The organism is Candidatus Acidulodesulfobacterium ferriphilum, from assembly GCA_004195035.1.
In the GTDB taxonomy this organism is placed as follows: domain Bacteria; phylum SZUA-79; class SZUA-79; order Acidulodesulfobacterales; family Acidulodesulfobacteraceae; genus Acidulodesulfobacterium; species Acidulodesulfobacterium ferriphilum.
The window spans coordinates 265,527-277,857 of the sequence record SGBD01000001.1 but is presented as its reverse complement, the minus strand read 5'-3'; the positions used below and the strand labels follow the sequence as shown (position 1 = coordinate 277,857).

General features: G+C 40.6%; 12 protein-coding genes. All 12 read left to right on the top strand.

Going from position 1 to position 12,331, the window contains the following annotated elements; translation table 11 throughout:
• Positions 1-28 precede the first annotated feature (28 nt).
• Positions 29-1,267 (top strand): cofactor-independent phosphoglycerate mutase, encoded by a 1,239-nt coding sequence (locus EVJ47_01435; GenBank protein RZD14971.1) that lies wholly within the window; start codon positions 29-31, stop codon positions 1,265-1,267.
• 262 nt (positions 1,268-1,529) lie between these two features.
• The gene (gene icd / locus EVJ47_01430) at positions 1,530-2,774 is read left to right on the top strand and encodes an isocitrate dehydrogenase (NADP(+)) (protein ID RZD14970.1); all 1,245 of its coding nucleotides are present in this window, start codon (positions 1,530-1,532) and stop codon (positions 2,772-2,774) included.
• Between the two features lie 70 nt (positions 2,775-2,844).
• Positions 2,845-4,086: a succinate--CoA ligase subunit beta gene (locus EVJ47_01425; GenBank protein ID RZD14969.1), complete on the top strand. Its 1,242-nt coding sequence runs from the start codon at positions 2,845-2,847 to the stop codon at positions 4,084-4,086.
• 15 nt (positions 4,087-4,101) lie between these two features.
• On the top strand, positions 4,102-5,100 hold the full coding sequence (locus EVJ47_01420) for a succinyl-CoA synthetase subunit alpha (GenBank protein RZD14968.1): 999 nt from the start codon (positions 4,102-4,104) through the stop codon (positions 5,098-5,100).
• Positions 5,101-5,221: 121 nt separating this feature from the next.
• Positions 5,222-6,013, top strand: a complete 792-nt coding sequence (locus EVJ47_01415; protein RZD14967.1) for a citryl-CoA lyase — start codon at positions 5,222-5,224, stop codon at positions 6,011-6,013.
• Positions 6,014-6,169: 156 nt separating this feature from the next.
• Positions 6,170-7,126 (top strand): class II fructose-bisphosphatase, encoded by a 957-nt coding sequence (gene glpX, locus EVJ47_01410; GenBank protein ID RZD14966.1) that lies wholly within the window; start codon positions 6,170-6,172, stop codon positions 7,124-7,126.
• 21 nt (positions 7,127-7,147) lie between these two features.
• Positions 7,148-8,068, top strand: a complete 921-nt coding sequence (locus EVJ47_01405; protein RZD14965.1) for an NAD-dependent epimerase/dehydratase family protein — start codon at positions 7,148-7,150, stop codon at positions 8,066-8,068.
• Between the two features lie 18 nt (positions 8,069-8,086).
• Positions 8,087-8,461 carry a hypothetical protein gene (locus EVJ47_01400; GenBank protein ID RZD14964.1) on the top strand — a complete coding sequence of 125 codons (375 nt, stop codon included), beginning with the start codon at positions 8,087-8,089 and terminating at the stop codon, positions 8,459-8,461.
• Positions 8,462-8,662: 201 nt separating this feature from the next.
• Entirely contained in the window at positions 8,663-9,106 is a 444-nt protein-coding gene (gene mraZ / locus EVJ47_01395) for a division/cell wall cluster transcriptional repressor MraZ (protein RZD14963.1), read from the top strand.
• A gap of 89 nt (positions 9,107-9,195) precedes the next feature.
• Positions 9,196-10,083, top strand: coding sequence for a 16S rRNA (cytosine(1402)-N(4))-methyltransferase RsmH (gene rsmH, locus EVJ47_01390; GenBank protein RZD14962.1), 888 nt, complete (start codon positions 9,196-9,198; stop codon positions 10,081-10,083).
• Positions 10,076-10,342 carry a hypothetical protein gene (locus EVJ47_01385; protein ID RZD14961.1) on the top strand — a complete coding sequence of 89 codons (267 nt, stop codon included), beginning with the start codon at positions 10,076-10,078 and terminating at the stop codon, positions 10,340-10,342. The genes rsmH and EVJ47_01385 overlap by 8 nt, the downstream gene beginning before the upstream one ends.
• Complete coding sequence (locus EVJ47_01380; GenBank protein RZD14960.1) at positions 10,335-12,302, top strand: hypothetical protein; 1,968 nt, start codon at positions 10,335-10,337, stop codon at positions 12,300-12,302. The genes EVJ47_01385 and EVJ47_01380 overlap by 8 nt, the downstream gene beginning before the upstream one ends.
• Positions 12,303-12,331: the final 29 nt, after the last annotated feature.

Sequence of the window (12,331 nt, the reverse complement as noted above, 5' to 3'; positions counted from 1 at the left end):
AAATTATAGGAGGTTTGATTTTAAATATATGGATAGTCATAAATACATTATTTTATGTCCCGACGGTATGGCAGATTTCCCTTTAGAGGAGCTTGGCGGGAAAACCCCGTTGGAGTACGCGCGTACCCCGAATATGGATATTATCGCAAGCCGGGGCGTTACCGGTCTAATTAAAACCATTCCCGAAGGATGCCTGCCTGGAAGCGATATCGGTTCAATGTCCATATTAGGTTACGATCCCGTTAAATACTATACGGGAAGGTCTCCCTTAGAGGCGGCAAGCATGGGGGTAGAATTGGAGGCAGACGATGTCGCTTTCAGGCTTAATCTTGTCAATATACTTGAAGAAAACGGAAAAAGAATTATGCATGATTATTCCGGCGGGCATATTACTACGGAGGAGGCAAAAAGCATAATAGAGACATTCCAAAAAGAACTGGGCGACAGCCGGTTTCAATTTTATCCCGGGGTTAGCTACAGGCATCTCATGGTTGCTAAAAATATCGATATAAAAGGACTTAAAACCGTTCCGCCCCATGATATACCCGATCAACAAATAGATGAATATCTTCCCCATGGAAATTCTTCAAGCGGCGGCATACTCAATATAATACAAAAGGCGGAAAAAATACTTGAAAATCATGATATTAATAAAAAAAGAATTGCTTCCGGCAAGCTTCCAGCAAATTCCGTGTGGCTCTGGGGGCAGGGATACAAGCCTTCTATGCCTACAATAAAAGAAGAATACGGCATTGAGGGTTCGGTTATTTCAGCAGTCGATCTTGTTAAAGGAATCGGTAAATATGCGGGACTTAAAGTTATAAATGTTCCGGGAGCTACGGGATATTTAGACACCAATTATAAAGGCAAAGTTGATTATGGCATCGAGTCTTTAAACTCGGGCGATTTTATATATATACATGTCGAAGCCCCTGACGAAGCTTCCCATGAAGGAAGCGTAAGCAAAAAAATAAAAGCCATAGAGGATTTCGATAATTTTATCGCCGGCGGCGTGCTCGAAGGTCTTAGAAAATTTAGCGGATACACTTTAATGATTTTACCCGACCACTATAATCCCGTGAAATTAAAAAAACATACACCGGAGCCTGTCCCGTTCTGCGGGTTTTCCACAAAAATAAACGGCGCAAAAAACAAGTACCGTTCCGATGCCTATTCCGAAATCATGGCGCAAAACAGCGGTTTATTTTTTAATTCTGGCTCTTTATTGTTTAAAGGATTCTTGAATTCATTTCAGGATTTTATTTAACATATTTAATTTTTTACTTGATTTTAAAAAAATGTTTTATTATAATCGTTAGCAGCTAAATTTTTCATGTAAAGATAAATATTCGCCAGAGTGTATTTATGCCTTTTAACAATTAATCGCGCTTAGAATTCCTGTAAAATAAAAGTTTATAATACAATACCTTTATGTGGATATTTGTGTTTATAAATAAAATTTCCGGCTTTTATATGTACTATAAAAGTTATACAACATTAATAATTAATAGATTATAAGGAGGTAATCTATGGCATCTTATCAAAAACTCACGGAACCTAAGGAAGGTTCGAAAATTAAGGTCTTAGGGCCAAACAAATTTGAAGTTCCAAATGATCCGGTTATTCCGTTTATCGAAGGAGACGGAATCGGCGCCGATTTAACGAGGGCAATGCATATCGTTATTAACGCCGCGGTAAAAAAGGCATATGACGGCAAAAGAAAAATTAACTGGTTTGAGGTCTATGCGGGAGAAAAGGCGGTTGAGAAATATGGAGAAGGGCAGTATCTGCCGGAGGATACCATTACCGCATTTAAAGAATATTCCGTCAGCATTAAAGGGCCGCTCACCACGCCCGTTGGAGGAGGATTCAGGTCGTTAAATGTTACTATCCGGCAGGTGCTGGACCTTTTTGCCTGTGTAAGACCTGTTAAATATTACAAGGGAATACCGTCGCCGGTTAAGCACCCGGAAAAAGTCGATATGATTATTTTCAGGGAGAACACGGAAGATATTTACGCAGGCGTGGAATTTATGTCAGGCAGCGAAGAGGCTAAAAAACTTAGAAATTTCTTAATAGGTTTAGATCCAAAGATAAAAGAAAAGATCAGGGAAGATGCCGCTATCGGCATAAAACCCATGGGGCCTTTTGCCTCAAAAAGGCTTATAAGAAAATCTATACAGTATGCCGTTGACAATAATAAATCCAGCGTAACCTTAGTTCACAAGGGTAATATAATGAAATATACCGAAGGGGCTTTTAAGGATTGGGGATATGAACTCGCAAAGGCCGAGTTTGGCGACAGGTTAATTCCGGAAGCCGAAGTTACCGGTTCCACAAACAAAATAATTATAAAAGACAGAATAGCCGATTCCATGTTCCAGCAGGGGCTTCTTCGTCCCGACGAGTATTCTGTCCTTGCATTGCCTAACCTTAACGGCGACTATATGTCCGATGCTTTAGCCGCACAGGTAGGCGGACTAGGTATGGCTCCGGGAGCAAATATGTCGGATACCATAGCCGTTTTCGAAGCAACGCACGGTTCTGCTCCCAAATATACTAATCAGGATAAGGCAAATCCGGGTTCTTTAATTCTGTCGGCGGTTATGATGCTGATACATATGGGATGGAAAGAAGCGGCAGACCTTGTAGAAAAAGGGATTAACAAAACGATAGAGCAGAAATACGTTACTTATGACCTTGCAAGACAGATGGAAGGCGCTACCGAGGTTAAATGTTCGCAATTTGCGGAAAGAATTGCTCAGAATATGTAAAAAATAATTAAGACGGCATTCCCGCCGCTTAGCGGGAATGCCGATTGATAAGTTAAAACGAGGATTATTTATGAAACTTTACGAATATGAAACATACGATACTATATTTAAAAAATATGGTGTTCCTACTCCAAAGTATTTAGTCGTTCAGCATCCCGGACAAAATATATCGGATTTTGTCGAGCAGTACGGCGACGTCGTTATAAAATCGCAGGTACTTGTCGGAAAAAGAGGGAAAGCCGGCGCCGTTAAGTTTGCAAAAACGGGAGACGAAGCAAACGAGCATGTTAGCGCTTTAATGGAGACAGAGGTTTACGGGGAAAAACCGGTTAGCGTCATCATACAGGAAAAGGCCGCTATAATAAAGGAGCTATATGTTAGCTTTACATATTCGTCAAAACCGAGGCGCCCGGTTTTTGTTATTTCGCTTCAGGGCGGAATGGACATCGAGGAGCAAGATCCGTCAACGATATTTACCTTTGAGATAAATCCGCTCGAAGGACTTTTTCCGTATAAAGTCAGGGAATATTTAGTTGAAATCGGATTTGACGACAAAGCGGTATTGAGACAGCTTTCCGAGGTTATTGCCAATATGTATAAGGGATTCTGGAATTCGGAATCCCGGCTTTTAGAGGTAAATCCGTTAATTATTGCAGGCGATAAGGCAAACCCCGAAAAACAAAAGATTCTTGCAATAGATGCGGTAACGATGATAGACGACGATGCGAGAATCGCGCCTTCAAAAATATATACCGCAAGGGGCGCTATGGGAAGACCTCTTACCGAAAGGGAAGCGGCGGCCCATTTAATAGACAGAGACGACCACAGGGGGAAAGCAGGTTCTTATGTTGAATTAGACGGCGACATAGGAATGATGACATTTGGGGGCGGCGGTTCGACTATCACGGCAGAAACGGTTTTCGCGCTGGGAATGAAGCCTGCAAATCTTACCGATATCGGCGGAAATCCGCCGGCGGAAAAGATGAACAAAATTTCTAAAATCATTCTTTCCAAGCCCGGACTAAAAGCCATTTTGGTGTGCGGCGGAACGGCAAGCAATACGCGAATAGATGTTACGCTCGGCGAAGGTCTTGTTTCCGCGATAGAGGAGATGAAAAAGGACGGAACATTTCCCGAAGGTTTGGTATGGGTTGTCAGAAGAAGCGGTCCCGAATATCAAAAGGGATTAAAGATGCTCTACGACTCTTTTGTAAAAAATAATATAAACGGCGTGATATACGATTCGGAACTCCCGCTTACGGAGGCTCCGCAAAAGCTTTACGAGATTTTAAAATCTAAAAATATGATATGATTGGAGATTAATTCTATGAAAGGTACTAAGTATTTAAACGACGGAACAGGTGTTATTGTAATCGGTATCACGGGCAGAGAGGCTTCCCAAGTTGTTATAGAATCGGAAAAACTTTATCCCGGTATCGTAAAATGCGGCGTAACGCCGGGAAAGGGTGAAACCGTTCTTAAAGATGACTGCCCCGTTCCGGTTTTCGATACCGTAAAAGAAGCTTTGAAAGTTAAGGAATTAAAGCAGTCGGTAAATACCGGTCTCATATATGTCCCTCCCACTTCCGTGCTCGACGCCGTTTATGAATTAATCGACAACGGCATTAAGTTAATGTACATCATTACGGAACATGTTCCTATCAGGGATTCCATTATAATTTACGAACTTGCAAGAGAAAAAGGAGTTACGATTATCGGCGGGACATCCTTAGGATGTTTTGTTCCGTCTGTGGGCAGGATTGGCGCAATCGGGGGGAAAGACCCCAGCGTTGCTTTTAGAGACGGTTCCATAGTCGTTCTTTCAAAAAGCGGCGGTCTTACCGTTACCACATCCGAAATGTTTAAAAGAAGGGGCTTTGGTATATATATGGCGCTGGCAGTGGGGGGCGATGTTATAGCCTGCACGACATTTGCGGATGTTTTGCCCGAACTGGAAAAAGACAAAAATGTTCAGGCTTGCGTTATAATGGGAGAACCGGGCGGCACATATGAAGAACAGGTTGCCGAACTGGTTGCCAAAGGCGGCTATACTAAGCCTTTAGCTGTTTTTGTCGCAGGTGTTTTTCAGGAGATGATGCCCGAAGGGGTTTCTTTTGGACATGCAGGCGCAATCGTGGAAAGGGGCATGGGAAAGGCGACAAATAAGATAAAAATGCTTGAGAAAGTAGGAAAGAAAACAGGCACAATCAAAGTCGCGAAATTTTACCACGAGCTTGTTAACGCATTGATTTCCCTCGGAGTTAAAAGGGATTTTGAGGATAGCTCATCCAACGATGTCAGACCATTATATAGCACATTGAAGTAAGCCGTGTCGGCAATATTTAGAAATATAATTCATTCTCCCTTAGTTTCTTCTGCGCGGTTGAGGCTAAGGGAGGTGTTGTTTTAAAATCAATGCATAATAAAAATAAAAGGAGTTTAAATCTATGTCCGAAACAAATTCACAGAAGGAATGGCGAACTGCCATTACATCCAATCAGGATGGAAAGATTCTTATAAGAGGCTACAATCTCGATAATTTAATCGGCAATAAATCTTATGCCGAAGTCTGTTTTTTACTTTTAAAAGGCGAAATGCCTACGCCAAACGAGGCAAAAATGTTAGATGCCATTTTTGTTTCAAGTATAGATGCAGGTATTGCAACACCTTCAGCCGTTGCCGCAAGAACGGTATTTTCGGGGGGAAATTCACTGAATGCCGCGGTTGCCGCAGGAATATTGACTCTCGGCGATGCGCACGGGGGAGCTATAGAAAAAGCCGCCAGGATGTTTCAGGATTATTTGAAGGGGAAAGAAGACCTCTCGGCTGCGGGCATCGAAGAAATGGCTAAAAATATCGTAGATGACGCAATTAAAAACAAAAAAAGGCTCGCGGGTTACGGTCATAAATTGCATACGGTTGACCCGCGAACAAAAAGACTTCTGGAGGTTGCCGGAGATTTAAATTTTGGCGGCAATTATGTTAAACTTGCCGCGGCAATTGCGGATGAATTCAGGCTGAAAAAACCGGAGCAGAAACTTCCGCTTAATGTTGACGGCTGCATTGCGGCAATAATTTCCGATATGGGTTTCGATTACAGGCTCGGCAAGGGATTCTTTATTATCGCCCGTTCTGCCGGACTAGTCGGTCAGGTTTTCGAGGAATGGATGAGGGAAAAGCCTTTCAGGAGATTAGCTCCGCACTTACATGAATATGACGGGGTTCCTGAGCGCAGGTAAAACTTTTTCTTTTTTCCCCTTCACTTTTTTTCTTCCCGCCTTCGGAAGATGCGCGGCATTTCGGGGTCGCCTATATCTTGTTTTAGAATAAAATATAAGGTATAATGAGGCAAAACATAAAAGGTATAATGTATATGAATAAGCAGGGGAGGATTTATGGATGATAAAGCGTTAACGATCGAATTTGTCAGGGTTACGGAGCATGCCGCCATATCCGTTGCAAGGTTTATCGGCAGAGGGGATGAAAAGGCGGCGGATAGAGCCGCGGTCGAATCGATGAGAAGCTCCCTCGAGTATATAGATGTCGATGGAACAATCGTTATAGGGGAAGGTGAAAGAGACGAAGCACCCATGCTTTATATCGGAGAAAAAGTGGGAAGCGGAAAAGGGCAAAAGGTTGATATAGCCGTTGATCCTTTAGAAGGAACGACATTAGCCGCGACAAGCGCTCCAAATGCCATTGCCGTCATGGCAATAGGCGATAAGGGAAACTTTCTTCACGCCCCGGATACATATATGCAGAAGATAGCCGTCGGTCCCAAGGCAAAAGGAGCTATAGATATCAATCTTACCCCAACCGAAAATCTTCACAGAATCGCGGAGGTTTTAAACAGATATGTCGAGGATTTAACCGTTATTATTCTTAACCGCGAAAGGCACAAGGCTTTAATAGAAGAGGTAAGAAAAACAGGAGCAAGGATTAAGTTAATTCAGGACGGGGATGTCGCAGGCGCGATAGCAACGGCAAAAGAGGATTCCGGAATAGATGTCCTTATGGGTACCGGCGGCGCTCCCGAAGGCGTTCTCGGCGCCGCGGCGTTAAGATGCGTCGGCGGAGATATGCAGGGCAGGCTTTCATTCAGGAACGAGGAGGAAAAAGAGCGAGCCGTAAAAATGGGAATAAAAGATTTAAATAAAGCATATAATATTAACGAGCTTGCCGCAGGCGATGTCATATTTGTTGCAACGGGCGTTACCGGAGGCGATTATCTCAAGGGTGTGGATTTTTTTCAGGGCGGGGCAAAGACTTACTCCGTCGTCATGAGGTCAAAGACCGGAACCGTCAGGTATATAGAGGCTGTTCATTATTTTAATTACAAGCAAATAAAATAATTCAGTTATAGAGTGAAGAATATGAGGATTTTTATTACCGGCGGAACCGGGTTTGCAGGCTCGGCGGTATCCGAAAAAATTAAATCTTTTGGCGTTTCCGTTACGCTTTTAGAGCGTAATAAAAAGAAAATTCCAAAATTAAAAGAACAGGGCTTCGAAGTTTTTGAAGGAACCCTTGAAGATAAAGATGCCGTAAACGGTTTTTTGTCCAATAATAGATTTGACGCAATAATAAACCTTATCGGGATAATAAGAAGCCAGCCGGGTTTCTCATTTCAAAAGGTTCATGTGGATTATGTGAAGATACTCTTGGATTTGGCAAAGAAAAACGGCATAGGCAGATTTATCCATATGAGCGCGCTTGGCGCAGCGGTTAGTGATTCCGAATACTTTTCTACAAAATACGAGGGTGAAGCGCTTGTTAAAAATTCGGGTTTAAAATGGACGGTTTTCAGACCTTCTTTGATTTTTGGGGACAATGCGGCTTTTTTTGACGATCTCATAAATTTAGTAAAAACAAGGGTGTTTGTTCCGATAATCGGAACGGGAGAAACTAAATTTGCTCCGATAGATGTTTTTTCCATTGCCGATGCATATAACAATTCTTTATATAACGAAAAGGCGGTGAACAGGGTTTTCCAACTATGCGGCCCGGATGTTTACACCTTTGAGGGTATGATAGATTTAATTATGGAATTATCCCCTCCCAAGAAATTAAAACTTCATACGCCTTCTTTTATAGCAGAAAAATCTTTAAATATAGTCGAAAGATTATCGTTACCCATTGTTAAAAATCTGCCGTTAACATCCGACCAAATTAGGATGCTGAAGTACGATAATGTTTGCGGCGAGGATATGAGCGAGACAGACGAACTGCTTAAGTTAAAAAGAACGCGCTTAAAAGACTGGCTTAAAGAATATTTACATAAAAAATATAACTAAAATATTATATAAAGCGGAATGGAAGACGAAAAAATTTTGATAGTCCAGCTTGCCGACCCCGAAACAGAACCGGAAAAATGTATAGCAGGTCTAATATTTGCAAGAACTTTAGCTGTTATGGAACAGGAGGTTTATATATTCAGCATGGCTAAGTCTCCATTGCTTTACACAAAAAATATAGCCGAAAATCCCCGCATAAATAAAACATTTAAGGATTTAATAGCCGAAAATTTAGCCGGCTTGCTTCAAAACTCGCCTTCCGTGTATATCTGCTCAAAAAGCAAAGAACTCTTAAGCCTCGAAGAAGATATGCTAATCCAGCCGTTTCAAATTGCCGGAATGCTCACCCTGCATAATTTAAAGCAAACAGTTAATCATACCTATTTTTTTTAAAATACTAAAAATAAAATTTCTATCGCAGGATTAACGCCATCCATAGTTTTTTAAATGCACATTTCTAAATATCCCAATTGAATAAAATTTTTTTATTCAATTCGCTTGACTTTTATTAAATTTGTTAATATTATTTAAATGTGGTAAAAAGTGGTAAAAAGTGGTAACTTATTAAATATATTAAAATATATTTTTAATTTTATGTTTAGCGGAAGATATATTCATTCAATCGACGACAAAGGCAGGGTTAAACTTCCACAGAAGATTAAGGAATCTCTTATCTCAAATTATAACAATACCTCTCTTGTAATTACAAACCTCGATAAATGCCTTGTTGCTTATCCCATGGAAGAATGGCGTAAACTGGAAGAAAAAGCGCTTAAACTGCCCTCTATGCAGAAAGATGTCCTTGAGTTTTTGAGGTATTTTTTTTCAGGAGCGGAGGGGGTTGAACTTGACAAAATGGACAGATTTCTCATTCCGCAGTCGCTTAAAATCGGTGGAAACTTAGATAAAGAAATAATACTTGTCGGAATAATAAACAGATTCGAAATATGGAATAAGGATTTATGGGACGCAAACTTCGAAGGCGCCAAAACTAATTTTGAATCGATTGCCGCTACGATGTCTCAAATAGGCTTTTGAATCTTCAGGTTCGGGTATGCAGCAACCGTAATTTCCTCTCCCATTTCATCGGGGAGGGCATGGGCATGGGGTAGCGGCGGGGGAGCAATATGGAAGGACTTAAGCATATACCCGTAATGTTAAATGAAGCCGTCGGTATCTTGAATGTAATGCCTGGCAGAGTTTATGTGGACGGAACCATCGGAGGGGGCGGTTTTTCTAAAGAAATTTTGAGAAGATCTTCCCCTGACGGTTTTTTAATCGGCATAGACAGGGACGCGGACGCGGTTAAAAATGTTCAAATAGAACTCGAGAAAGAATTTGACAGAAAAAGATTTAAGTTATTTTATTCAAATTTTAGTAAAATAGATAAGATAGTTAAAGAGTCGGGTTTTAAAAATGTTGACGGAATAATTCTCGATCTCGGTATAAGTTCGATTCAGCTTGAAGGAGATAGAGGTTTTAGTTTTAAAGAAGAGGGTGGCCTCGATATGAGAATGGATAAAGGGGACGGATTAACCGCTTACGATGTTGTGAATCGTTACCCCGAAAAAATTCTTGCGGATATTATATGGAGATTTGGAGACGAGAGACACTCAAGAAAAATAGCACGGAAAATTGTGGAATCTCGAAAAAATAAACGGATAGAAACCCCAGTAGAGTTATCGAAGGTCATAAAAAAAGCTATTTTTAAAGGTTCCGGAAAATTAAGAATAGATCCTGCGACAAAAACATTTATGGCATTAAGGATTTTTGTAAACAAAGAGTATGATTCGTTAATAGAATTTTTAGGAAAACTTAAAGATGTTCTTAATATAGGAGGAGTTATAGCTATTTTGTCTTTCCATTCGGGGGAAGACAGAATAGTCAAAAATTTTTTTAAAAATAACCCGGATTTTAAATCGTTATCCAAAAAACCGATATTGCCTGAAGGCGAAGAGGTCGGATTTAATCCAAGATCAAGAAGCGCAAAATTGAGGGCTTTTTGCCATGTCTAAAATAAAACCGTATTTTATTGTTTTAATAATAATGTTTACGATATTGGGCATGTTTTATGTTTGGACAACTATGGAAAGCATAAAACTTGGATACGATATTAACAAACTAAATACTATAAAATCGGGACTCGAACATAAACATAAAGAACTTTTAATTAAAAAAACGGCATTAAGCTCGCCTTCGAGGATTTATAAGATTGCCAAAAAGATGGGTTTTATCTATCCGAAAGAGGGTGAAATTATAATGGTTCATGATTAAATTATGGAAAACAACTTTAAGGCTGAGAATGCTAATCGGTTTTACTGCCATAGCAATTTTTGGGGGTTTATTAGCGGCCAGGGCTTTCAACCTTCAAATAATCGAAGGAAAAGGACTGAGGCAGCTTGCCCGCAAACAGTTTCATGCGGAAGTATATTTTACTCCCGAGCGCGGGAATATTTATTCGTCTAACGGCAGCATACTTGCGACAAGCGTCAATGTGCCTGGAATTGCCGTTGATCCGTTAATGGTGAGGCATAAGTTTAAAAATGCCGAAAAGTTATCCGGATTAACGGGCATTAGTTTTCAAAAAATAATTGGAATATTAAATCAGGGTATTCAATTTGCATGGATTAAAAGGAGGGTTTCGGGGCGTATCGCCAAAAATGTCGAAAAACTGGGGATTAGCGGGGTTATTATAGTTAAACAGCCTGTAAGATACTATCCTAACGGATCATTATTGGCTCATGTTTTAGGTTTTGTCGGGATTAATGACAACGGTTTATCGGGAATAGAATATAAATATAATAAATTTTTAAGGGGCGGCAGACACGCACTAAAGGTTTTGCACGATGGTTTAGGGCAGTATATATTCATCAAGGGTTTCGGGCTTAGAAAGGCAACCCATGGGGATAATATTTATTTAACTATAAATAAACAGCTGCAATTTATTACGCAGTATTATTTAGACAAGGAGGCAAAGGCGGCAGGTTCAAGAGGCGCTTTTGCAATACTTATGGATCCAAATACTGGGGCAATTCTTGCAATGGCGGATTATCCGGGATTTAATCCTAATTATTACTGGCAGTATTCCGCAAGATACTGGAGGAATAGAGCCGTTACCGATGATTTCGAGCCGGGTTCTACTATGAAGCCGTTTGTGGTTTCGGCTGCGCTAATGGAAGGGCTTGTTAAGCCGGGCACTATAATTAACTGCCATCATGGATCATACTCAATAGACGGAATAACTGTTAGCGATGTGGAAAACTGGTTTGGACATTTCTCCGTCAATCAAATCGTTGAGTATTCAAGCAATGTCGGCGAGTGCCAGATAGGCATGAGATTTAAAAAAGCGGAACTTTATAAGTGGTTCGGCTTATGGGGATTTGGACATAAACCTCATGCGGGACTTTTGGGTGAAGCAGACGGCATAGTGAGGCCGTTAAATAAATGGTCAGAGGTGGGTCCGTGCGAAATGGCTTTTGGCCAGGGAATAAGCGTTACGGGTCTTCAGGAAATAGCCGGACTTGCGGCAATCGCAAATGGCGGACATATAATGAAGCCATATATTATTAAAAAAATTGTAAATCCTTACGGCAAGGTTATTTATAAGGCAAAACCTGAGGTTTTAAAAAGAATTATTACGCCGCGCGTCGATAAAGAGATTAAGCATATGATGAGATTAGTCGTTAAAGGCGGAACAGGGCAGTATAGCAAACTTATAGATTTTAAGGTTTCGGGGAAAACCGGAACAGGGCAGATAGCTGATCCAAAAACGGGCAGGTATTATAAAAATAAATACACAGCGTCTTTTATGGCGTTTGTTCCATATAAACATCCAGAGCTGGCAATGATTGTGGTGCAGGAAAAACCGTCGAAAATCAGCTATTACGGCGGAGCCGTGAGCGCTCCGGTAGTAAGAAGCGTATTTAAAAACGCTTTAAATATATTAAACATATACCCGGGAGAAAGGGCGTATAAAAAACAATCGATGTCAGGTAATAATGTAAACAATATTGCTTTAACGAAACAGGGCAGGAAAAAGCTAACGGCATTAAAAGGCTATTCAGGAATGATGCCCGATTTAAACGGCGATACGATGTATGATGCCTTAAAAATAATCAGACAATATAATCTCCATGTAAAAATTAAGGGCAGCGGCTTTTTATATTATCAAAGCATAAAGCCGGGTTCGAATATGAGCGGCGAAAGAAATATTGTCCTAAAATTTAAATCTTGAACTAAAAAATTTTAATAATCGGTAAGAAC